The following is a 22,780-nucleotide window of genomic DNA, read 5'->3' as shown; positions in this document are numbered from 1 at the left end:
TGGTAAAATGTGTCTTACCAGCCAGTAAGATAATGATGAGGTGTACAACATGGAGCTACTTCGTGTGAAAGGCGGGCAACCGCTTCACGGCGAGATTCAGGCATCGGGGAGTAAAAACTCCGTTCTCGCCATCATGTGCGCCGTCCTGCTCTGCGACGGCGAAACCATCCTAGAAAACGTACCTGAACTCAGCGACGTCAACACGCTGATGCAGATCTTAGAAGAAACCGGCCTCAAGTGCGAATGGATCGCCCGCAACACCCTGCGCATCCAAAACGACGGAATCACGAACAGCGAAGTGTCCGAAGACCTCGTGCGCAAGATGCGCGCGTCGTTCTCCGTGCTCGGCCCGCTGCTCGCCAAGTCCGGCAAAGCGATGATTCCGCTTCCGGGCGGTTGCGTCATCGGCGCGCGTCCGGTCGATCAGCATTTGAAAGCCATGCGCGCACTCGGCGCAAACGTCACGATGACGGACGGCGCGGTCACCGCCGAAGCGGAGAACGGCCGCCTCAAGGGTTCGGCGATGTTCCTCGGCACCCGCTACGGCGCGACGGTCGGCGGCACCAACGCCGCGATTTCGGCAGCCGCGCTCGCGGAAGGCACGACGATGATCTACAACGCGGCGCGTGAACCGGAAATCGTCGACTTGGTGATGTTCTTGAACAAAGCGGGCGCCCGCATCCGCGGCGTCGGCACGGACATCATCACGATCGAAGGCGTGGAAAGCCTCAAGGGCGTGCGCTATTCCGTCATGGGCGACCGCATCGAATCGGGAACCTACCTCTGCGCCGGCGCGATCACGCGCGGCAAAGTGACCGTTTCGAACATCGCGCCGCAGACGCTCGCCGGTCTTCCGTCGCTCCTGTTTGATATGGGATGCGGCATCACGATGGAAGGCGACAGCATCACCGTGGACGCGACGAACCGTGAATTGCGTGCCACCAACGTCATCACGTTTGCCTATCCGGGATTTGCGACCGATTTGCAGCCGGCTATGTTGACGCTCTTGACCACGGCGAAAGGCATTTCGTACGTGAAGGAGACCGTGTTTGACGCCCGCTTTGGCTTTACCCAAGAGCTGACCCGCATGGGAGCCGACATCAAGATCAGCGGCGACACCGCGATCATCAACGGTGTGGAATCGCTGACGGGAGCCCGCGTGCTGGCAAGCGACTTGCGCGCCGCCGGCGCTCTGATCGTGGCAGGTCTTGCCGCAAACGGCTCGACGAACATCGAAGGACTGCAATACCTCGACCGCGGCTACGAAAACCCGGTGGAGAAGTTTAAAAGCCTCGGCGCCGAGATCGAACGCGTCCAGTCTTGAACAAACAAAGGAGGGACCCCCACATGTCCAACCTCGACAAGACGATGATTTTCCGCCCCGATGAACAAAACGACCTCTTAAATGAAATTCTCTCGACCGTCGTGCCCGCACTGCGCGAACAGGGATACGACCCGGCCCGCCAATTGGCAGGCTTCATCGTCACCGGCGAATCCAACTACATCACTTCGTCCGGCGGCGCCCGCGCGACGATGGCGAAGATGGACCGCCTGCTCGCTGTGGAGCAGATTTTGAACGATTACCTGAAACTCAAAGGCCAGTAAGAGCCGGCAATAGAAAAGACGCGACCTCATCGGTCGCGTCTTTTTTTATACAACTTGTACTCCACGTCAGAGAAGGAGATGGGATTTTTTTTCTGGAGAATTTGAGAAAACTAGTCGCGGGTGCGCAGGAACTCTTGGACCGATGCGCCGCGTTGGGCTTTGACGCGCAGAAAGGCAACCTTGTTCGACATGCGGCCGAGCATGAAGACGAGGGGGATCGCGACGATGTGAATCAGTACGAGCGTGCTCATTAGGGGAGGTCCTCCTTTGGAAACTGTCAAATTTGTTGTGGTTGCTAGATTCTATGAACGCGCGGGACATGCTAGAACCTGACTTTTTGCACCGTCATAAAATTGTCCACGGACTCGACACGTATGGTATAATAACAACGATTGTTTTTTGGCAGATTTGCGCACACTACGGGAAAGCAACCGCTGTGGCGCAGAGGGAGGCGTACGAACTCAACATGCAATCCCTGACACAAGGACTGACCTTGACCTTAGTCGTCTCGTTTGTGCTGGTGCTTCTGATGATGCCCGTCTTGCGCAAAGTGGCGATGAAAACCGGATTCGTCGACATGCCGAATCCGCGCAAGCTTCACAAAGAACCGATTCCGGTGCTGGGCGGGGCGGGAATCTTCATCGGGTTCCTGATCACGATCACGGCGGCGGAAGCGTATTATGGGACTTTTAACGGCCGGTATTTTGGCATCATCATCGGCGGCGGGTTGCTGTTCTTGATCGGTCTGGTGGACGACTACTACAAGACCCAGGGCAAGGACTTCCCGGCTTGGCCGAAGTTTTTGACGCAGATCTTGGCGGCATGCGTGCTGATCAAGTTCGGCGTGAAGGTTTCTTCGATCACGATCCCGTGGATTGAGCAACCGTACTTCTCGTTTGCCGATCACGGCATGGAGTGGCTGTCGTGGGTGGTGACGATCATCTGGATCGTCGCGATCACCAACATGCTGAACTTCCTCGACGGCGTGGACGGCCTCGCAGCCGGCATCGCGTCGATCTCGGCGACGACGCTGGTGTTCGTCTCGCTGCTCACCTCGAACAACGACGTGGCGTTTTACGCGGTTGCGCTGATCGGCGCGTGCCTGTCGTTCCTGCGCTACAACTTCCATCCGGCCCGCATCTTCATGGGCGACGCCGGAGCGACGTTCCTCGGCTTTACGCTCGCCGCCGTCGCGGTGGACGGCGCGTTTAAGTCGGCGACGTTCGTGTCGGTGATCGTGCCGGTGCTGGCGCTGGGCGTGCCGATTTTTGACACGATCTTCGTCATCACCCGCCGGATCAAAGAGAAGCGTCCGATCTACACGGCGGATAAGTCGCACACGTTCCATACGCTGATGAAGAGCGGGATGAGCCAAGTGCAGACCGTCTCGTTTATGTACTTGCTCGGCATCTGCTTCTCGCTGGCGTCCATCGTGATTTTGCTCGTGAACAAGTGAACCGAACTCCTCCCGCCCCGTTGCGAGAGGAGTTTTTTTCTGCATGCAAAATCTCTCTTGTCAAGAAGCTTGGGTCGGGAGTATGATTAGCACAACTCAATTGAATCACGGCCTAAATTCGAGAAATCGGATACGGAGGACCCAATCAAGTGGGGTTAATCCTGCGCGTCTTGCGTTTGTGCATGACCGCGCGGGAGGGATGAGTGAAGTCAGCTTCTCTGCCATCCTACCCGTCAGCTAACTTCGTCGGCTAAAGCAGGGAAGGTCCGGGACCTTCTGTTTGTGGAGGTCTTTTTTGCGTTTTCATAAGGAAGCGTGGGACTGGAGCAAACCCCCTGTCTTTTTGATTCTTGATGAATTTCTTGATGAGAAAAGGTGGTTTCATGATTCGCGAATTGAAACGGTTTTTGATCGGACGTCCGATGAAGACGTCGCAATTGGATCACGAGCGGCTCCCGAAGTGGAAGGCGCTGCCGATCCTCTCGTCGGACGCGCTCTCGTCGGTCGCGTACGGGACGGAGGCGATCCTCGGCGTCCTCGTGGCGGTCAGCGCGTCGGCGATGTGGGTTTCGCTCCCGATCTCGCTGGCGATCGTCTTGCTGCTCACGACGTTGATTCTCTCGTACCGCCAGATCATCCACGCGTACCCCGGCGGCGGCGGGGCGTATGTCGTCTCCAAGGACCAGCTCGGCGACAAATTCGCGCTGATCGCAGGCGCGTCGCTGTTGGTGGACTACACGCTCACGGTGGCGGTTTCCGTCACGGCGGGGGTGGCGGCGATTACATCGGCGTTTCCGGCGCTGTTGGAGCACAAAGTGTTGATCGCGGTGCTTTTGGTGCTCGTCATCATGGTGTTGAACTTGCGCGGCGTCACGGAGTCGGCGACCGTGTTTTCCTATCCGACGTATGCGTTTATCCTCGGCTTGTTGGTGTTGATCGGAGCGGGGCTGTTCTCGCTTCGCAGCGGTCACGTCAACTTCGACCTCTCGCGCCCGCACGATCTGGCGATATCCGGCATCACGTGGTTTGTGATTCTCCAAGCGTTCTCCTCCGGTTGCTCGGCGCTGACCGGTGTGGAAGCGATCTCCAACGCCACGCCGAACTTCCGCGCCCCGGAAAGCAAAAACGCCGCCAACACGCTGGGGATTCTCGGCATCCTCTTGGCGGTGCTGTTCAGCGGCACGTCGCTGCTTTCGTATCTGTATCACATCGCCCCGCACCCGAACGCCACCGTCCTCTCGCAAGTGGCGGAACAGGTCTTCGGACGCGGGGGCATGTATTACTACATCCAAGGCACGACCGCGCTGATCCTCGTCTTGGCGGCGAACACGTCGTTTACCGGGTTCCCGCTTTTGGCGGCGTTGATGGCGCGAGACGGCTACATGCCGCGCCAGTTTACGTTGCGCGGAGACCGGTTGGGCTATTCGATCGGTATCATCGCGCTGTCGGTGGCGGCGATCGTGTTGATCGTCGCGTTCGGCGGCAATACGGACGCGTTGATTCCGCTGTATGCGATCGGCGTGTTCCTGTCGTTTACGCTTTCGCAGACCGGGATGGTGCGCCGCTGGTTCCGATTGCGCGACAGAGGGTGGCAGGGCAAAGCGCTGATCAACGGTATCGGCGCGGTGGTGTCGCTGGTCGTCCTCGTGATTTTTGCCGTGACGAAGTTTGACGAGGGCGCGTGGGTGGTGCTGCTGATCTTGCCGGTGATCATCTTCTGCTTCTTGATGATTCACCGTCACTATCAGGCGATCGCGTCGGAGCTGCGGGTGGACATCGAACGCGTGCACCCGCAACAGAGCGGCAACTTGGTGATCATCCCCGTCTCCTCGATTTCGCAAGTGGTCAACGAATCGCTTTCCTACGCGAAGTCGCTGACCCGGCCGGAGAACATCATCTGCGTGTACATCGGCTTCGACTTTGAGACGATCCACGCTTTTGAAGAGAAGTGGCGGCGTTGGAACCCCGGCGTCCGGCTGGTCTCGATCCGTTCGCAGTACCGCTCGATCTTGCGCCCGCTGTTCCGCTTCATCGACTCGGCGGAAGCGCGGGTGTCCGAGGGCGATTTCGTCACGTTGCTCGTGCCGGAGTTCATCACGCGCAGATGGTGGCACCGCATCTTGCACAACCAGACCTCGCTGCTGATCAAAGCGTGGGCGTTGCACAGCCGGGACATCATCGTCATCTCGGTGCCGTACCGCTTGAAACACTAATGCTTTCTTCTAAAAAGAGACGTTTCCGCCGGGTGAGCGGGGACGTCCTTTTTCTTTGGACGCAACGGATGAATGGTAGTGGTATCGCAAGAAAGAATTGTTCGAGTAGACAGGAATCGACAAGAAGGGCGTCGAAAGGGTATGCAAACGAACTTTGTGTACGTATGCCATTTGCCATTGATCCTTATGGGGAGGAGGTTGGCTGCATGAGTCTGACTTATATTCTATCTATTCTAATAAGATGCGTAGCGACAGGTTGGACGATCGGCGCTGTCCGCCGGTTCCGCGATTGGCGATTGGGAACGGTGGCGACGGCGGTTGGGTCGGTGGTGATCTATCAGTTTTATTTGCTGTTGTTCTGGTATCTTCAAGACGCATGGTCTTGGACAGGCAGTTCAACCGATGCATATTGGCTGCTTGACAGTGTGATCACGACCGTTGCGGTTTTTTATATTGTGAAGATTTTGGCGGATCGGCGCGGGACGGAACAGAATCTCAAGGACAAAGAACAGCTCTACCGATCGCTGTTTGAACAAAACCAAGACGCGGTGTACACGATGGACTTGGCGGGGAACTTTCTCACGTCGAACCCGGCGTGCGAGAGAGTAATGGGCTACAGCTTGGAGGCGCTTCAGAACTTGACGGTCGAGGACCTGATCGTGGAAGAAGATGTGGCGTTGGTCAAACAGAGCTTTTTCCAAGCGGTGCGCGGAGAGGCGACGGAGTTTGAGTGCCGTGTGCAAAACAAGAGCGGCGGGCCAACCGATTTCTTGGTTAAGTTCGTTCCGATGTATGTCAACGGCAACACAGTCGGCGTGTACGGGATCGGCAAGGACATCACGGAGCAGAAATCGGCGGACGAGCGCGTGCGCAAGATGGCGTTCTACGACGTGTTGACCGATCTGCCGAACCGCGTGCTGTTTGAACAGCGGTTGGCGCAGGAAATCGAGCGGGCGCGCACGCAGGGCCAGATGTTGGCGGTGATGTTTTTTGATTTGGACCGCTTTAAGATGATCAACGACACGTACGGGCACAGCGTCGGGGACCGGTTGTTGCAAGCGGTGTCGGAGCGGCTGGTGTCGTCGGTGGAGACGGAAACGATTTTCTCCCGAATCTCCGGGGATGAATTTACGGCGTTGCTGCCGAACGTCGCCGATGTGAACGTGGTCGTCGAGGCGGCGCAACAAGTGTTGCAGACGTTGCAACGACCGTTCGTCTTGGACGGCAACGAGATGTTCATCACGTCGAGTATCGGGATTTCGCTGTATCCAAACGACGCGTCAACGCCTGAGCAGTTGGTGCGCCACGCGGATACGGCGATGTACCGCGCGAAAGAGAACGGCCGCAACAACTATCAGTTGTTCCAATCGGCGATGAACAAGCAAGTGATGGACCGCTTGAGTTTGGAGCATGACATGCGCAAGGCGTTGGAGCGCGGGGAGTTTGTCGTGTACTACCAGCCGCAAGTCAATTCGGCGACGGGCATCGTGTTCGGGTTGGAAGCGTTGGTGCGCTGGCAGCATCCGACGCGCGGGATGGTGTCTCCGGCGGACTTCATTCCGCTGGCGGAAGAGACCGGCTTGATCGTGCCGATCGGCGAGTGGGTGCTGAAGACGGCGTGCGAGCAGATCAAGCGTTGGCAGCGCGTGTTCCCGGAGTTGCGGGCGGCGGTGAACTTGTCCGCTCGGCAGTTCCAGAGTGACGACCTCGTGGACACGGTGGCGCGGGTGCTCCGCGAGACGGAGTTGGACCCGCATTGCTTGGACTTGGAGATCACGGAGAGCACGACGATGCACAACGTCGACCGGGCGATTTCGACGATGCACGGGTTGAAGCAGTTGGGAATTCAGATCTCGCTGGACGATTTTGGCACCGGGTATTCGTCGCTCAGTTATTTGAAGCATTTCCCGATTCACATGCTGAAGATCGACCGTTCGTTTGTGCGCGACATCACCACCGACGAAGACGATGCGTCGATTGTCGCGTCGGTCATCGCGATGGCGCACAGCTTGAATTTGAACGTCATCGCCGAGGGTGTGGAGACGGAAGAGCAGTTGGGGTATCTCATGGAGCGCGGGTGCGACCAGATGCAAGGGTATCTGTTCTCGCCGCCGCTGCCGGTGGAGAAGTGTGAAGAATTGCTCCACTTTATCAACAAGACCAGAGTGGAAAGTATGGGATGATAGGAAAAAACAGCCTGCCGGATTCCATGTAGGGATTCGGGTCAGGCTGTTTTTTTGCGTTACGAGAGACGGTCTTGAATTTGCGCGAACGTCAACGGCGCTTGGCAGGCGAAGTTTTGGCAGATGTAGAGCGCCGATTTGCCGTCGACGGGTGATTTGTCGGCGTGGGCCGGAGCGAGCGTGACGAGGTGTTCGTGTTGCTCGCGGCCTTTGTAGATCGTGACGGAGAACGGCAAGTAGGCTTGTTGGACGTGTGCGACCATCTCGGCGTAGGCGTCCACGTCATCGCCTTCTGCAAGCAGAAGTTTTTGGGAAGCGCCGAGGGCGAGTTGCAGGGCGAGCAGGAGGAATGAGAAGCCTGCCGGGTAGTGGTTGACTTGCCCGGAGAACGCTTGCAGTTGGCGTTCGACGAACGGTTCGAGGTTTTCGCGTCCCGTCAAGCGCAGGTGGCGGATTAAGTTGTACGCCATGACGGAGTTGCCGGAAGGAATCGCGCCGTCGTAGATTTCTTTGGGGCGGGCGATCAGCGTCTCGGCATCGGAGCCGTAGAAGTAGAAGCCGCCGTTGTCGTCGTCCCAGAAGAGAGCGAGGGCTTCGTCGATCAACTCGCCGGCGCGGTGCAAGTACTGCAGATCGCCGGACGCGTGGTAGAGTTCGTGCAAGCCCCACGCGAGGAACGCGTAGTCGTCCAGATAGCCGAGGAAGTTTGCTTCGCCGTCCCGGTAGCGGGCGAGCAGGCGGCCCTGTTCATCGACCAAGCGGGTTTCGATCATGTCGAGGGCGCGCTGAGCGAGGTGCAGGTAGTACGGGTCTTGCAGCACGGCGGCTCCCTTGGCAAGCGCGGCGATCATCAGGCCGTTCCACGAGGTGAGGATTTTGTCGTCCTTGTGCGGGGGGACGCGTTGTTCGCGGACGGCGAAGAGTTTCTCGCGCAGGGTGGCGAGTTTTTCTCCGAGTTGTTCCGGCGTGAGGCCGTGGTCGACGGCGATTTCGCTCAGGTCTTTGTGGGTCAGGTTGAGGATGCTGGCACCCTCGAAGTTTCCGTTGACGGTGACATCGTAGACTTCGGCGAAGAGATCGGCATCGTCGGGGTCGAGGACGGAGTGAAGTTCGTCGAGCGTCCAGACGTAGAATTTGCCTTCCACGCCTTCGGAGTCGGCGTCAACGGCTGAGTAGAAGCCGCCTTCGGGGGAGGTCATGACGCGTTCGACGTAGTGAAAGACTTCTTCGGCGACCCGGGCGTAGAGCGGGTTGCGGGTTTCTTGGAAGGCTTCGAGGTAGGCGAAAGCGAGCAGGGCGTTGTCGTAGAGCATTTTTTCAAAGTGCGGGACGAGCCAGGATTCGTCGGTGGAGTAGCGGGCGAATCCGTAGCCGATGTGGTCGTAGAGGCCGCCTGCGTGCATGGCTTGGAGGGTATGCTCGACCATGCGCTTGGCGTCCGGGTTGCCGGTGCGTTTCGATTCGCGCAGCAGGAACACCAAGTTGTGCGGCGTCGGGAATTTGGGCGCGTCGCCGAAGCCGCCGTGGTGTTCGTCGTAGTTGTTGGTGAATTCGTCGAGGGCTTGTTGGAGCGTCGCTTCGGTGAGCTCGCCCTTGCTGTGCGACTGGAAGTGGGGTTGCATCGCCTCGGTGATTTGGTCGCTGGACGTGAGGATGCGTTGGCGGTCGTTCGCCCACATGTCGCGGATTTGGGACAGGACTTCCAGGAGGCCCGTCCGTCCCCACTTGGCGCGCTTGGGGAAGTAGGTTCCGGCGTAGAACGGTTTTTTGTCCGGGGTCATCAAGATGGTGAGCGGCCAACCGCCTTGGCCGGTGAGTTCTTGACAGACCGCCATGTAGATGTGGTCGATGTCAGGGCGTTCTTCGCGGTCGACTTTGATCGAGATGAAGTGGTCGTTGAGGAGCTCGGCGACTTCGGGGTCTTCGAAGGACTCGCGCTCCATGACGTGGCACCAGTGGCAGGTGGAGTAGCCGATGGAGAGGAAGATCGGTTTTTGTTCGGATTGGGCTTTTGAGAAGGCTACTTCGCTCCACGGCATCCAGTGCACTGGATTATAGGCGTGTTGTTGCAGGTAGGGGGATTTTTCGTGGATGAGGGCGTTGGGGTGTTTATCGTAATGGTTCGCGGACATAGGGAACCTCCTCGTTCTTCAAGTGCTCATACTGGGTAATTGTACCACTGCACAAGAAAAATATCCCCGCACAAAAAAAGACGAGCCTATTCGCTCGTCTCGAATACGTCTAGTAATTGTATCTCCAAGTCCTCGAAGATTCCGACTCGTACCGTTTCGTCCTTGCCATACACCTGTGGCTCGCTGAATACATTTTCGGACAATCGAAAAACCTCAACGACTTGGTAGACAGGATCGACGATCCAGTATTCACGTACACCGGAAATCCGATATCGTTTTAGCTTCACTCGTTTATCTATCAGAGCAGTGGATGGAGAGAGCACTTCGACCACCAGATCGGGAACGCCTAGGCATCCCTTTTTGTGGATCTTAGACGGATCGCATATCACTGTAATGTCAGGCTCTACATAGTTGCCGCTGTCTTCGGCATCTAACCATACGCCAAACGGTGCAGGAAATGCTTTACACGGTTTGCCCTTGAGATAGACACTTATTTCACGGAACAAGTTGCCGACAATGCTCTGGTGCTCGGAGGATGGCGGCGGTGTCAGATCGTAGACCACTCCGTCAATCCGTTCCCATCGCTCAGATTCGGGCTGCAAGTCTTTAATCTCCATCGCACTGCTCCTTTCGTTCGGTTGTTTGTGTGCCTATTGTATCATAGCTGACCACCTCAAGACATGGGGTAGTCTTCTGAAGAGGAGACGCCTGACGTTAGGCGAATACATATGACACGAAACTTTGTGTCTAAAATTAAGTCTGGAGGGTCGATACATGACTGCGAATAGAGAATCCAAAGCGGAACTCCAGAAGTCAAGCGAGGCGTTTGTGGAAACGTCAACAACGGACACTCAAATTACGGTCAAGCCTGCCAACGAGGCATCATGGGAAGACTTGGACGCCGTGCTCGGCTCGTCTCGATGCCACGGGGGAAAGTGCTACTGCCAGCGGTTCAAAATCCCCGCTTCGAAGTGGCGTGATGTAGAAGATGACGAGCGCGCTTTCATGCTTCGCGCAGAGAGCAACTGCGGGCAACCGGAGTCGAGTACAACCAGTGGACTTGTCGCCTACCTGGACGACCAGCCGGTCGGATGGTGTGCGGTTGAGCCCCGAACCGCCTACCCAACGCTACGAAAAAGCCGTGTTTCGTGGGACGGACGCAACGAGGACAAAAACGACCAAAGCGTTTGGGCCATCACGTGCTTCGCTGTACGCAAGGGCTATCGTCGGCGCGGGATCACCTACGCCCTTACGCGAGCTGCCGTGGACTTCGCCCGAAAGCAAGGCGCCCGCGCCATCGAAGGGTATCCGATGCTCACGGTGCCGGGAGAAGAGATCCCTTGGGGTGAACTCCATGTCGGCAGTCGCAACGCTTTCGTTGCAGCCGCTTTCCGTGAAGTAACCAGACCCACCACACGCCGGGTCGTGATGCGTCTCGATTTCGAGTAGGATGTTGTGTTTGGAAAGACATAATAGGACTTTTGACTGAGCATCTTGTTCGATACATACACCTGAGTTCCTTCCGAATTTATTCGAGGGGAGATCGCCTTTGATAGGACCCGAATTATATGAGTTGGAGTATCTCTTTGAATGCGAGGCTGTGAATGAAGAACCGAAAATCCCTTGGCAATATGGTCGTGTATCGTTCTCGCTTTCAAGAGGTCATACAAAGGTCGAATTTGATTTAGAAAAAGCGATGGAAAAAAAACAACGAGGCTGCCGAGTGATTCTCGACAGCCTCGTTGGGGTTGGATCGCAGGTGTTGGTTGCAAGTTGGGCACCCGCGGGTTAAGAAAGTTCTCTCATCCACTTCTCCAATTGTTCCAGCACCAACGGCCAAGCCTGTTCGTGCGCGTTCTTCGATTCCTCGTCTGGAAACCCGGCGTGCGTCAGTCGCAGTCGGGTTCCGTCGCCAGCCGGTTCAAGCTCAACCGTCACCACGGTTTCGGCCCCGTTCGTTCCGCGAGTCACCCACGTAATTTCCACGATCCTGTCTTGCTCAATTCTCAAAAAACGTCCGTAATGCGGATGCCGTTTGTCCTCGAATGCCGTCTCAAAGAAAAACGGCGTGTTCACTTCTCCCTGCATGATCACGCTCCCGGGTGCCGCAAACCAGCTGTCAAAGCGCTTTGTCCACGCTTGGAAAAGCACTTCGGGCGCTGCCTCGATCTGGCGCTCCACTGTCAATTGAAACGGTCTTGCGGAAAGGTCGGGCTTACGAATCGGTTCCATGTAAAGTCCTCCGTTTTATCAACTTCATACAACGATTGTGTCATGCAAACAAGACCGCTTTTGCAGAAGGCGGTCTCGTTTGCATGCGTTTTTTACGTTCCGCAATAAGTTCGGTACGGGGAGGAGGCAGGCTCCGGCAACGCCGCGTACTCCGCTTGTTCGGGGGTGTGGGCGTAGGGCGCGGAGAGAACGGCCAGCAGTTTCTCCATCACGCTGAGATCCCCATGCTCCACGGCGGCTTCCAGCGCTTCTTCGACTCGGTGGTTGCGCGGGATGACGGCGGGGTTGCTGTTGCGCATCAACTGGTGCGCGTCTTCCTTGGATTCCTGCTGTCGACCGAGTCGCGCTTGCCATTGCTCGTGCCACTTTGCAAATTCCGGCGTGCCAAACATCTCGGAGCCCTCGCGCGTATCGAACGTCAACGCGCGGAAGGTATTGGTGTAGTCTGCGCGATGCTCCTTCATCAGAGAGAGCAGGGTTTCCATCAGGGCTTCATCTTCTGCTTCCTCGTGGAACAGCCCCAACTTCGCCCGCATGCCCGTCAGCCAATGTTCGCGGTACACGTCCCCGTAGACGGAGATTGCATCTTGCGCGATTTGGACCGACCTCTCCTCATCTTCGTGCAGGAGCGGCAACAGCGTTTCCGCAAACCGCGCCAAGTTCCATCCGCCGATGTACGGCTGGTTGCCGTACGCATAGCGGCCTTGCACGTCGATGGAACTGAACACCGTGGCGGGGTCGAACGTATCCATGAACGCGCAGGGGCCGTAGTCGATCGTCTCGCCGCTGATCGTCATGTTGTCGGTGTTCATCACCCCGTGGATGAAGCCGACCAACTGCCACTTGGCAATCAACGCCGCCTGACGCTTGAGGACTTCTTGAAGCAGCGCCAGATAGCGGTTCTCTGCGTTTGTTACATCGGGGTAGTGGCGGTCAATCGCAGTATCGGCAAGGGCGCGAAGTTCCTCGACGCTGCACCATTTGGCGGCGTATTGGAAGGTGCCGACGCGCAGATGACTTGCCGCCACACGCGTCAAAATCGCGCCGGGCAGGTACGTTTCGCGCACGATTCGCTCGCCGGTCGTCACCACGGCGAGGCTGCGGGTGGTCGGGATGCCGAGCGCGTGCATGGCTTCGCTGATGATGTATTCGCGCAGCATCGGCCCCAGCGCCGCTCGACCGTCGCCTCCGCGGGAGTAGGGAGTTCTGCCCGAGCCCTTGAGCTGGATATCGAAACGTCCGCCGGACGGCGTGATCTGCTCGCCGATCAACACAGCCCGACCGTCCCCGAGCTTCGTGAAATGCCCGAATTGATGTCCCGCATAGGCTTGGGCAAGCGGCGAAGCGCCTTCCGGAACGCGGTTGCCTGCAAACACCTGCACGGCTTCTTCACTCAGCAACGCCTGCGCGTCCAACCCCAGAGAGGCCGCCAACGGCTGATTCAGCACCGCCAACTTCGGCGCACGAACCGGAGTCGGCTCCGTACTTGTAAAAAACGACTCCGGCAAACGGGCATAGCTGTTTTCAAAATTCCAACCTGCTTCTCTATGTTCAGTTCCCATAGTCATCGGGTCTCCTTCTCAATTCCATTCGATGAGGTTTGAAAAGCCTAGTCTGGTTAATTGTACCACTGTTCAAGCGAAATATCCCCCGCCCGCCATCCGTCTGTGGTGGAACAGAAAAAACGCGCTCCTAGTCGAGCGCGTTCTTTCCATTAGGAAGCGGTGGGGCACGAGAAGCCTTCCTTCATCTGTCGTTTCGGGCGTTTTACCAGCTCTCCTCCGCAATTCGGGCACAGATGGTGCATTCCCTCTGTGCAAGGAGCGCAGAACGTGCATTCATAGACGCAGATGTACGCCTCGGAAGTATAGTCATCAAGTGCAGAGTTGCAACGTTCGCATTCTTGTCTCATTTCCAATGCCATAGAGTCACAAACCCCTTCCGTTTGCTGTTGTTGCTCCTATCTTACTACGATTTCCAATTACAGAAAAGCGCTCCGATTCAAATCTACTTTTCAATTGTTTTCTCATTTAATAGGCTTAAAGGTGAAAAAAGGGTGACCGAATCGGTGTTTCAAGCAGACTCCTATACCCTGCGTTATGTTGCGCACCTTTTTTCATCGGGCGCTGCGGAAATACGAGGGCAAGCAAGTCGTACTAGCAGTTCCGCGCAAAATTTCCTACACTATTGGAAAGGCACAGCGGCGCAGAATTTTACTTATGTCCATGAGCAGATGGCGACCGATCTGCAAAAACTGGCGGGCGCGTTGGAGCGAACGGCGAGCGCACTCCAAGACCTTGCGAACCGCAATGACCAGATTCAAGACTTGAGGCGACAGGCGCAACAGGCGGAATGGCAATTGCAAGATCTCAATTCTTCGGACCCGAACTACGAGCATGAATCTGCCTATATTCGCAGGCGGGCGCATGACCTCTATTATGCCGCGGAGATGGAGGCGCGAGCGGCGGATGAGAAAGCGGCGAGCGCGTTTCGTGAGATTGAGGCGATCCCCCATTCGCTTTTTGTACAGGCGGTGCACGCTCACGCAACGGCAAGTTCCGCGCCAAAGGAACGCCACTGGTGGGAAAAAGCGATGGATTTCGTCGGCGGAGTCGTCTATTCGGTTGCTTCTTCGGAAACGTGGGGATTATTGGATCTATTTGCGGATGACCATGCGGAACTCCGCAGTGATGAGTATATGGAAGGCAAAATCGTGGGGGATACTATCGCCACGGGGCTAGGGGTTGTCGCAGCCGTAGAGGGTTTGTTTCTTGCGGCAGGCGGTGCGGTTGGAGGAATGCTTCTCTCCTGGACGGGTGTTGGGGCTGTCGCTGGTGCCGGCGTCGCCGTTGAAGGTCTTGCGATGGCTGCCTACGGAGCTGGAGCTGCGGTGAAGGGGTTCTCGAATCTGAAGCAAGATCAAGCGATTATGGAGGCGCGAAGTACTCAAGCTAAGTCTTCAACTTCAGGAGAAAATTCCAGTGATGTCTCTAGAATTTCAGAGATAGAAGTGAACTTTAAGCGAAATACTAAACATGATTCAGAAGAATTCCAAAGACAACTACGAGATCAAGAAGAGGGCATGAATCGATTAACTGTTGATGAATATCTAAAGAACAGAGAGCGGTACTTGAAAGAGGGAAGGGCTCTTGAAGGGAATTCTGCTCAGCAAGCTGCAAGAGAGAATGCCTACTTAGAGAAAGTGAGTGAATTAAGAAGACAAGGGCTCTCTAAAGCAGAAGCTGAAAAGCAAGCATCAGAATGGATGGATACTCAAGCTGCACTTCATAATCCAGACCAAATTGCAGGTGGGGACCCATTACATATTGGAGGTATGGGCGATAAAGCGATAAACTCCTCTATCGGATCGCAATGGAAATATCGTATAGATACAATAGACGAACAAGTTCGGAAAATGGCTGAAACCATGACAGAGTTTGAGCGACAAAATACGTTTTTGAATATAAAATTCAATTTTGGTTGAGAAGGAGAAGGACGATGAGCGATAAGATTTTTCAAGACTTCGTACTAGAGAACCAAGTTCCACAGGAAACTGCAGATAAATTTGCTGGAAAAATCCCCGCAGAGCTCGCAGCGATCTGGCAACAATACGGCTTCGGAACCCTCCTCACCGGGTATCTCAAAATCATCAACCCGGATCAATTTCAAGACGTGCTGCACACCTCCTACTTCCGCAGCCGTGTCGCCATCCCGATTTTGGCGACGGCGATGGGCGATTTGATCACATGGGAGGAAAACCGCTACGTCCGACTTGTGAACTACCGCAAAGGAAAGTTTCAAGGGATCTCGGCGGGCTTTGAGTTCTTTTTCTCCGATCTGGAAGACCCCCAATTTCTGACAAAGGACCTAGACGCCGCCCCGTTTCTGGAAGCCGTTCGAGAATACGGAGCGCCCAAGTACGACGAATGCTTCGGCTATGTCCCGCTTCTCGCCCTCGGGGGTGCGGAGAAAGTAGAAAACTTGAAAAAAGTGCAACTCCTCGAACACCTCCGCCTCATCACCGAGCTCGTGGGCCCCATCGAATAAAGCAAAAAGGCTCCCCCTCCAAACCATCACCAAGGGGAAGCCTTTTTCTCATGAACTCCAAACCGCAACCAACAAACACATCACACAAGCAACGCCCGTCAGCGGGGCCATCACCACTTTCTCCATCCGGCTCTTCGACGCGAGATTCCCGAGCGTGTTCAAGCCCATGAACGCCGTGATCACCCAAACCAACACCAACGTCACCGTGTGATTCACATCCATCGCCAGCAAGCCGCTTCGCACCAACAACACCAGCGTCAAAAAAACCAACACACACGCAGCGAGCAGACTTGCCAACCGCATGTGCCCCGGCAACACGCCTTGGTGCTTGCCGCCCCAGCTCAGATGCGCGAACGGCAGCCCCGCTGCGAGCAACAGCTGAAACAACGCCACCGCGCCAAAAATCACGGCGCTGATCACCGCAGGGATTTGAGCATTCATCTCCAGACGTCCCCTCTCCCAATCCCTCACTTCCAATTTAAACCAATTATAGCACAACTCCCGCAAAAGTGCGTTTTTTACTTCCCTCAACTTCACTCCATTGCCCGCACCATCTCATACAGCTTCACCATCGTCTTCAAATTGCGCGACGTCTGCGGGAGGAGCTTCTGAAATTTCTTCGGCACGTTGGATTCCAAGATGCTCTGCCGCAACAGCATGTACAACTCCCGCCCGATCAGCCGGTACTCGTCGTCGCCCAGCGGCAAGTCCGGCAACTTCTCCAACACCTCCTGCGCGGGTGCCACTGTCAACAGGTTGATGTGGATGCTGTCCCCCTCGCCCAACGTCTCCGCTTGAAACGGCGATTCCTCCACGATTCGCTTGAATTCCTCACCCGTGCGCACCAGCACGGAGATGGACATCCCGAACGCCTGCCGAATTCCTTCCTCGATCTGCCGCTCCAGCGACTCGGGCGTGCTCTCGTCCGCCTCAAACACTACATTCCCGCTCTGGATATACGTCTGGACCCGGCGCAAACCTGTCTCTTCCAATAACTTGCGCAAGTCGGCCATTTTGATTTTGTTGTTCCCGCCGACATTGATTCCTCGCAACAACGCTGCATAGATGGTCATCGTGATGTACACCGCCCCTTTATTTTTTTACTCCGAAATTATACCACAAGCACCACGCAAAAAAGAGAACGGGCCCGCATCGCTCCCGTTCTCCACGCTTTTTGCTAGTGTTCCTCGTCCGTCTCTTCCTCGAACTCGCCGTCCACCGTCATCTCCATCGCGCCAAACAGCAGTTCCAAAAAACCTCTCTGGCGCGCATGGTACCGCTCCATCATCTGCTCATACAGCGTCTGATCCGGCAGTTTCGCAAACAGCTCATGACTCGGCCCGCCCAGCGCGTCGTTGGCGTTGACTTCGATCAGCCAGAGACCGCCGTCGGCATCGAGGCACACATCAAATCCGATTTCCACAAAGTGCGGCACATGCTCCAGCAGTTCGCAAACCGCGAGGCTCCCGTCCTCCAGTTCTTCCCGAAGCGACTCCGCGCAAATCCCGCCGGAATCGGACTCCGTGCCGGCCTCGCCAAACACTTCGCGAACCATCTCCTCCAGCGTCATCACCTGCCCGCCGCTGATCTCCACGTTCGAGACCACGCCAACGCCTCCGCCGACGCGAACGAGTTCGCCCGCATACACCCAGCCGCCGCCGTCCGGGTCGCGCTGCAGATGCGTCCGGATATCAAACGGACGCCCTTGAAAAAATACAACAGGCGCCGCCTCCTGCACGATCGCGTCAATGCCGTCATACGCCGCCACGACCGATTCCAACTCCACTTCTTGCGCTTCTGCACCTTGCAAGCGCCAGATCAAACGGCCCTCGACTTCTTGAAGCATTCCAACGCTGCGCCCGCCCCACGTGTCCACAGGCTTGAGAAACACGGACGAAAACCGCGCCAACATCCCGCGCACCGCGTCCAGGCTCAACGCCTCCGTCACCGGTAGATGAAACGGGCCAAGGTCTTCGCCCTCCAACAAGCGGTACATCTCCCACTTGGTGTAGTTTCCACGCTCTTCGTCATACCGCGCTTTTTCCTTCATGAGCCGCCTCCTGCTTCTGCCACGAGTTGGCATGTTTTTGCAGGATACCATATGAAAAAACAGCGGGTTTCGTTTCTGTGTTTCGGTGTCTTTACCCGGCGCGTCGTTCCAATCCTCGGCTCCAAGCGGTCAGCACGACCGCCGCCAGCACCATCAGTCCGCCGATCCAGCCGGTGTGTATCAGGCCGATCGAATCGGTGATCAGCCCGCCAAAGTACGACCCGATGGCGATCCCGGCATTGAACGCCGCGATGTTGATCGCCGACGCCACGTCCACGCCGCTCGGAACATAGCGCTCTGCCAAGATCACGACATACACTTGCAACCCCGGCACATTCATAAACGCAAACAAGCCCATCAAGAGAATCGTCAGCAAGCCCGCGATTTGAAACGGTGCGGTCAACGACAACACCGCCAACACCACAGCTTGTACGACAAACATATAGAACAGCGCGCGCAACGGATTGCGGTTTGCCGCTTTTCCGCCCAGCACGTTCCCGACGGCGATGGCGATCCCGTACGCGAGCAAGATCACCGTCACGGCCGATTCGCTGAATCCCGTGATCGTTTGCAGCAGGGGAGAGAGGTACGTAAACACCACAAACGTCCCGCCGTACCCGAGCGCCGTGATGAGGAACATCAGCAGCAGACGCCCGTTCGTGAGCAGTTTGGCTTGGTCGCGGAACGTAGTTCGCCCTCCTGGACGCAGGTTCGACGGCACGAGCAGAGCATTGGCGAGAAACGCCGCCACTCCGATCGCGACAATCGCCCAAAACGCAATCCGCCACCCGAAGTGCTGTCCGAGAAACGTGCCGATCGGCACGCCGGTGATCGTCGCCACCGTCAGACCGGAGAACATGATCGAGATCGCGCTCGCCCGGCGGTTTTCCGGCACGAGATCGGCGGCGATCGTCGAACCGATCGACATGAAGACACCGTGCGCGAACGCCGACACCACGCGCCCGATCAACAAGAGCGCAATCGAGCCGGCACTCGCCGCCGCGCTGTTCCCCAGTAAAAAAACAACCATGATCCACAACAGCAGCGATTTGCGCGACATCCGCGACGTCAACGTCGTCAAAATCGGAGCGCCGAGCGTCACGCCCAGCGCATACAGCGAAACGGTCAACCCCGCCGTCGTGATCGGGATGTTCAAGTCCTGCGAGATCAATGGCAAGAGGCCGACGCTAATAAATTCGGTCGTCCCGATGGCAAAGGCACTGACGGCCAACGCCAAGAGGGACAACGTGCTTGTTCTTTTTTCCATGTTCATGACTTTCCCTCCTTAGAGTTATTTTGCCGGTGTGAGCCAGCCATGAACTGTATTATCGGGCATACAGACGGTGGAGGATAGAACGTACTTTTTTGTGATATAGGCACGAAAAAGTTCCTGTCCCGCGATCCCGGCAGTGCAGGTAATTTTTTCTGTGAAAAAGGTCTTGCATACGCCAGTGTATTTTGCTATGATACGGTTGTAACGAGGAGCTGTGGTGTAGAGGCCTAACATGTCCGCCTGTCACGCGGAAGACCGCGGGTTCGAATCCCGTCAGCTCCGCCACTTTAATTTCAGAGACATTTGGAAATGCAGGGGAAACCCTGCATTTTTTGCTATTTACCTACCTACCTACCAACTTCCCATACTGGGGGATGCGAACGATGAGACGAGGACGATTTGCTCCCACTCCTTCTGGACGACTTCATATCGGCAATGCCCAAACCGCCCTGCTCGCGTGGTTGCAGATGCGCGCTGTCGGCGGGGAATTTGTGTTGCGCATGGAAGACATCGACCGCCCGCGCTGCAAGCCGGAATATGCCGAGCAGATGCTCGACGACCTCCGCTGGCTTGGACTCGATTGGGACGAAGGGCCCGACACGGGCGGCCCGCACGCGCCGTATGTGCAGAGCCAGCGCGTAGACTTGTACGAGCAGGCTGTGGACAAGCTTTGGCAGGACGGCCGCTTGTATCCCTGCTACTGCTCCCGCGCCGAATTGCACGGCATCGCGGGCGCTCCGCACGGGCTGACTTCCGAAGGTCCGGTGTATCTCGGCACCTGCCGGAATCTGAGCCCGGAGGAGCGCGCCGCCAAGGAGAAAGTCAAAACTCCGTCTTGGCGCTTCAAGTTGCCGGAGCATCCGCTTGCGTTTACCGACGGAGTGTTGGGAGAGCAGCACGTTCCGGCGGGAGCGGGCGGTGATTTTGTGGTCAAGCGGGCGGACGGGATTTTTTCCTATCAGATCGCGGTGGTTGTGGACGATGCGCTGATGGGAATCACCGACGTGTTGCGCGGCGCAGACCTGCTCGATTCCACGCCGCGTCAACTGCTGCTGTATGAAGCGCTGAGTTGGCAGGCTCCGCAGTTTGCGCACGTCCCGATGCTGCACGGCCCCGACGGAGCGCGCCTCTCCAAGCGCGACGGCGCCGTGATGCTGACCGAGATGCGGCAAGCGGGCACCCGACCGGAGAAACTGCTCGGCTGGCTGGCGTACTGGTGCGGCCTCCTCGACCGCCCCGAGCCCGTGCAAGCGTCCGATTTGATCCCCGCTTTCGATCTCGCCAAACTCGCGCAAGCCCCCGTCTCCGTCACCGAGTCCGCCCTTCGCGACTTGATGTAAGAAGACCTGAAAAGCCCAGACTCCGCTCACTCACGGGGTCTGGGCTTTTTTGAAGTTTCCGATTTTGGTAAGATTGAGAGAAAAAGGGTGGTCGGTTTTGTGTTTCAAGCGGACTCCTACAATTTACGATACGTGGCCCATCAGTTTACGGCGGGGGCCAACGCGCTGAGGGGACAAGGCAAGCGGTACAGCGACGCGTCACATCACCTTTTACAGTATTGGAAAGGCGATGCGGCTCAAAGTTTTAACCGAGTCCATGAACAAATGGCGGGAGATTTGCAAAAGGTAGCCAGTGCTTTAGAACAAGCGGCAACACAACTTCAAACACTTGCCAATCGGAATGACCACATTCAAGATTTAAGAAGACAAGCTCAACAGGTTGAATGGCAGTTGCAAAATCTTAATACTTCTGACCCCCACTATGAGAGTGAGTCTCATAGCATCCGACAAAGGGCGCGTGACCTATATTATGCGGCTGAGATGGAAGCGCGTGCGGCAGATGAGCAGGCAGCGACAGCTTTGCGGGAAATTGAGCCTGTGCTGCATTCGCTGTTTGTCTATGCGGTACAAAACCATGCACCGAGTCAAACGTCAACGCCAAAAGTACGTCATTGGTGGGAAAAAGCGCTGGATTTTTTGACAGGTGTCGAATATGCGGTTGCATCTTCGGAGACTTGGGGATTGCTTGACCTCGTTGTTGATGACAAAGCGGATTTTAGAAGTGATGAATATGTGCAGGGCAAGATCGTCGGTGACTATATTTCAACCGGGATCGGAGTTGTAACGGCCTTGGACGGTCTTCTTCTGGCAGCGGGAGGGCGTGCTGCTTTCATGGACGGGAGTTGGGGCGGTCGCAGGAGCCGGCGTTTCTGCGGTAGGTGTAGCAGAAGCTGCTTATGGTGCAGGAGCGGCCCTCAAAGGACTCAACAATCTTCAAAAAGACGAAACGCTATTAGAAGCCCGCAGAACTCAATCTGGTTCAGCACCTAGTAATCAAGAAGTTAAAGTGACAGCCGATGATTATGCAAATGTAGTCAATTCAAATCGGCCTTGGAAGTGGAGTGACATTCCCGGAGGAGAAAATCTGACGGCAGGTCAAAAAACTGCTTTGAAACGAGAAGCAGTCGAAAAGGGACTTATTCCTGAGATCACCATGAAGCCAGGCACACAATACCCTGATTTCGAAAAAGCAGGTGTCATCCAAAAGGTTGATGAACTGCCGGAGAGTATGTGGCAGTCCTCGGATAGTGCTCAATTTGAGTGGCTAGACTCACGCATACCAGGCGGTCGTCCAAAAGGAACAACGTGGCATCACTCTGAGATACCAGGTAGAATGGAATTGGTTCCATTTGGAGTTCATAACATTACCTTTCATAAAGGCGGTAGGAGCCCAGGTTTATGGGCATATAGGCCGTCTGGAAGATAGTAAGTAAATGGAGGAGGAATCAGAATGAAGTTTTTAGAGGAAAGCATCTTACCGCCCCCGACAGACCAGAGATTGAAGTCCTTTGAGAGGGCTTGCAGAGTCGAGTTGCCGAGTGAATTTCATGACTTATTGAAAACGTATCATGGAGCAACTCCGATCACGAATGTATTTCATGGTAAGGGGAGGGAGTTTTTGATCGAGAGACTTCTTTGCCTCTTAGAAGATCCTGCTTCAGATGAGACTCATGGGTGGTATGACATCGAGGTTGTATTGTCACAAATTGATACACGGCTTACTGATGATGAGAACTTAGTGGGTGCAAATGTCATCCCGTTTGCCAGTTTATTCGCAGGCGATTTTGTGTGCTTGGACCTGAGGAATCAAGGAAAACAATCGGTTGTTGTGTGGCTTCATGAAGAATCTGAAGATTTCAACCCCGTGTTTCTAAACGTTGCCGGAAGTCTGTCGGAGTTTTTCTCGATGTTGTCTGAATAATGGGGGCCGTCTCTTTGATCGAATCCATCCCGTCTTCTTGGCGGGCCATTTTCACAACAACAGAGTCCTCCAAGCGGATCGAACTTCTGTTGCAAATCTGGAAAGCGCATTCGGGGTCTGAACTGCGGAATACCATCCCCCGTCCAGATCGACCTGACCACAACGTACGGCTTTTTTCACAACGGCATGGGAACCTACGTCGCCATTGACACGCAAAACAGCGACAACGGCAATGCCGTGTTGTGGTCTTCAAAAAAAAAGCCCCGCTACCACATCAACTTCTGGGATGTTGTCGACGAATGGATCGTCATCGGCTTCCAAAAATAAA

At 55.9% G+C, this 22,780-nt stretch carries 23 protein-coding genes, 1 tRNA gene, 1 pseudogene and 1 riboswitch; of the genes and pseudogenes, 15 read left to right on the top strand and 10 right to left on the bottom strand.

Annotated elements, in window-relative coordinates; genetic code table 11:
• Positions 1-49 precede the first annotated feature (49 nt).
• Together murA and EL26_RS17675 are read left to right on the top strand one after the other, a co-directional pair.
• Positions 50-1,324 (top strand): UDP-N-acetylglucosamine 1-carboxyvinyltransferase, encoded by a 1,275-nt coding sequence (gene murA, locus EL26_RS17680; RefSeq protein ID WP_038091927.1) that lies wholly within the window; start codon positions 50-52, stop codon positions 1,322-1,324.
• A 23-nt stretch (positions 1,325-1,347) separates the two neighbouring features.
• Positions 1,348-1,605 (top strand): IreB family regulatory phosphoprotein, encoded by a 258-nt coding sequence (locus EL26_RS17675; RefSeq protein WP_038091925.1) that lies wholly within the window; start codon positions 1,348-1,350, stop codon positions 1,603-1,605.
• A gap of 110 nt (positions 1,606-1,715) precedes the next feature.
• Here EL26_RS17675 and EL26_RS25575 read toward each other — a convergent pair whose 3' ends face one another.
• Positions 1,716-1,856 (bottom strand): hypothetical protein, encoded by a 141-nt coding sequence (locus tag EL26_RS25575; protein ID WP_161780751.1) that lies wholly within the window; start codon positions 1,854-1,856, stop codon positions 1,716-1,718.
• A 215-nt stretch (positions 1,857-2,071) separates the two neighbouring features.
• Between EL26_RS25575 and EL26_RS17670 the strand changes: the two genes are divergently transcribed.
• The 3 genes from EL26_RS17670 to EL26_RS17660 all read left to right on the top strand — a co-directional run bounded on the left by EL26_RS17670 (position 2,072) and on the right by EL26_RS17660 (position 7,457).
• Positions 2,072-3,061 (top strand): MraY family glycosyltransferase, encoded by a 990-nt coding sequence (locus tag EL26_RS17670; RefSeq protein ID WP_038091923.1) that lies wholly within the window; start codon positions 2,072-2,074, stop codon positions 3,059-3,061.
• 99 nt (positions 3,062-3,160) lie between these two features.
• Positions 3,161-3,327: riboswitch (cyclic di-AMP (ydaO/yuaA leader) on the top strand.
• A 117-nt stretch (positions 3,328-3,444) separates the two neighbouring features.
• Positions 3,445-5,274, top strand: coding sequence for an APC family permease (locus EL26_RS17665; RefSeq protein WP_038091921.1), 1,830 nt, complete (start codon positions 3,445-3,447; stop codon positions 5,272-5,274).
• 206 nt (positions 5,275-5,480) lie between these two features.
• A complete protein-coding gene (locus tag EL26_RS17660; protein ID WP_161780750.1) occupies positions 5,481-7,457 on the top strand; it encodes a putative bifunctional diguanylate cyclase/phosphodiesterase in 1,977 nt (658 codons plus the stop codon).
• A 59-nt stretch (positions 7,458-7,516) separates the two neighbouring features.
• Here the strand turns inward: EL26_RS17660 and EL26_RS17655 are convergent, their stop codons facing one another.
• The gene (locus EL26_RS17655; protein WP_038091919.1) at positions 7,517-9,589 is read right to left on the bottom strand and encodes a thioredoxin domain-containing protein; all 2,073 of its coding nucleotides are present in this window, start codon (positions 9,587-9,589) and stop codon (positions 7,517-7,519) included.
• Positions 9,590-9,675: 86 nt separating this feature from the next.
• Positions 9,676-10,206: a Uma2 family endonuclease gene (locus EL26_RS17650; protein WP_038091917.1), complete on the bottom strand. Its 531-nt coding sequence runs from the start codon at positions 10,204-10,206 to the stop codon at positions 9,676-9,678.
• 157 nt (positions 10,207-10,363) lie between these two features.
• On the opposite strand from EL26_RS17650, the gene EL26_RS17645 reads away from it, so the two are divergent.
• Positions 10,364-11,038 carry a GNAT family N-acetyltransferase gene (locus EL26_RS17645; protein ID WP_081857308.1) on the top strand — a complete coding sequence of 225 codons (675 nt, stop codon included), beginning with the start codon at positions 10,364-10,366 and terminating at the stop codon, positions 11,036-11,038.
• Positions 11,039-11,138: 100 nt separating this feature from the next.
• The gene (locus EL26_RS25055) at positions 11,139-11,381 is read left to right on the top strand and encodes a hypothetical protein (protein WP_152559311.1); all 243 of its coding nucleotides are present in this window, start codon (positions 11,139-11,141) and stop codon (positions 11,379-11,381) included.
• Here EL26_RS25055 and EL26_RS17640 read toward each other — a convergent pair.
• The 3 genes from EL26_RS17640 to EL26_RS24690 form a co-directional block, all read right to left on the bottom strand.
• Entirely contained in the window at positions 11,378-11,821 is a 444-nt protein-coding gene (locus EL26_RS17640; protein WP_038091915.1) for an SRPBCC family protein, read from the bottom strand. The two genes, EL26_RS25055 and EL26_RS17640, sit on opposite strands and share 4 nt — an antisense overlap.
• Before the next feature lie 92 nt (positions 11,822-11,913).
• Positions 11,914-13,383 carry a protein adenylyltransferase SelO gene (locus EL26_RS17635; RefSeq protein WP_238546145.1) on the bottom strand — a complete coding sequence of 490 codons (1,470 nt, stop codon included), beginning with the start codon at positions 13,381-13,383 and terminating at the stop codon, positions 11,914-11,916.
• A gap of 152 nt (positions 13,384-13,535) precedes the next feature.
• Complete coding sequence (locus EL26_RS24690; protein ID WP_081857314.1) at positions 13,536-13,745, bottom strand: DUF1272 domain-containing protein; 210 nt, start codon at positions 13,743-13,745, stop codon at positions 13,536-13,538.
• A gap of 132 nt (positions 13,746-13,877) precedes the next feature.
• Here EL26_RS24690 and EL26_RS24685 point away from each other — a divergent pair, with 132 nt between their 5' ends.
• Both EL26_RS24685 and EL26_RS17625 read left to right on the top strand, forming a co-directional pair.
• Positions 13,878-15,305, top strand: coding sequence for a polymorphic toxin type 15 domain-containing protein (locus EL26_RS24685; RefSeq protein WP_161780749.1), 1,428 nt, complete (start codon positions 13,878-13,880; stop codon positions 15,303-15,305).
• A 14-nt stretch (positions 15,306-15,319) separates the two neighbouring features.
• Positions 15,320-15,868 (top strand): T6SS immunity protein Tdi1 domain-containing protein, encoded by a 549-nt coding sequence (locus EL26_RS17625; RefSeq protein ID WP_038091912.1) that lies wholly within the window; start codon positions 15,320-15,322, stop codon positions 15,866-15,868.
• A 48-nt stretch (positions 15,869-15,916) separates the two neighbouring features.
• Here EL26_RS17625 and EL26_RS17620 read toward each other — a convergent pair whose 3' ends face one another.
• The 4 genes from EL26_RS17620 to EL26_RS17605 all read right to left on the bottom strand — a co-directional run bounded on the left by EL26_RS17620 (position 15,917) and on the right by EL26_RS17605 (position 19,191).
• Positions 15,917-16,309 (bottom strand): hypothetical protein, encoded by a 393-nt coding sequence (locus EL26_RS17620; RefSeq protein WP_038091909.1) that lies wholly within the window; start codon positions 16,307-16,309, stop codon positions 15,917-15,919.
• Positions 16,310-16,401: 92 nt separating this feature from the next.
• On the bottom strand, positions 16,402-16,941 hold the full coding sequence (locus EL26_RS17615) for a DUF1697 domain-containing protein (RefSeq protein ID WP_038092126.1): 540 nt from the start codon (positions 16,939-16,941) through the stop codon (positions 16,402-16,404).
• 104 nt (positions 16,942-17,045) lie between these two features.
• Positions 17,046-17,918 carry a YheC/YheD family protein gene (locus tag EL26_RS17610; protein WP_038091906.1) on the bottom strand — a complete coding sequence of 291 codons (873 nt, stop codon included), beginning with the start codon at positions 17,916-17,918 and terminating at the stop codon, positions 17,046-17,048.
• A gap of 91 nt (positions 17,919-18,009) precedes the next feature.
• Positions 18,010-19,191 (bottom strand): MFS transporter, encoded by a 1,182-nt coding sequence (locus EL26_RS17605; protein ID WP_038091903.1) that lies wholly within the window; start codon positions 19,189-19,191, stop codon positions 18,010-18,012.
• Positions 19,192-19,399: 208 nt separating this feature from the next.
• Between EL26_RS17605 and EL26_RS17600 the strand changes: the two genes are divergently transcribed.
• The 6 genes and pseudogenes from EL26_RS17600 to EL26_RS26280 form a co-directional block, all read left to right on the top strand.
• A tRNA-Asp gene (locus tag EL26_RS17600) sits at positions 19,400-19,476 on the top strand.
• 98 nt (positions 19,477-19,574) lie between these two features.
• Entirely contained in the window at positions 19,575-20,531 is a 957-nt protein-coding gene (gluQRS, locus tag EL26_RS17595; RefSeq protein WP_081857305.1) for a tRNA glutamyl-Q(34) synthetase GluQRS, read from the top strand.
• A gap of 99 nt (positions 20,532-20,630) precedes the next feature.
• Positions 20,631-21,521, top strand: coding sequence for a WXG100 family type VII secretion target (locus EL26_RS17590; RefSeq protein WP_038091898.1), 891 nt, complete (start codon positions 20,631-20,633; stop codon positions 21,519-21,521).
• Between the two features lie 163 nt (positions 21,522-21,684).
• A complete protein-coding gene (locus EL26_RS26745; RefSeq protein ID WP_420802072.1) occupies positions 21,685-21,957 on the top strand; it encodes an HNH endonuclease signature motif containing protein in 273 nt (90 codons plus the stop codon).
• 24 nt (positions 21,958-21,981) lie between these two features.
• Positions 21,982-22,452, top strand: coding sequence for an SMI1/KNR4 family protein (locus EL26_RS17585; RefSeq protein ID WP_038091896.1), 471 nt, complete (start codon positions 21,982-21,984; stop codon positions 22,450-22,452).
• A 129-nt stretch (positions 22,453-22,581) separates the two neighbouring features.
• A pseudogene (locus EL26_RS26280) lies at positions 22,582-22,779 on the top strand (SMI1/KNR4 family protein); the annotation flags it as partial.
• Position 22,780: the final 1 nt, after the last annotated feature.

Origin of the sequence: Tumebacillus flagellatus (assembly GCF_000714935.1) — a bacterium.
GTDB classification, from domain to species: Bacteria; Bacillota; Bacilli; order Tumebacillales; family Tumebacillaceae; genus Tumebacillus; species Tumebacillus flagellatus.
Note: the sequence above shows the minus strand (reverse complement) of the source record. Positions and strands in the feature narration are given on the sequence as shown.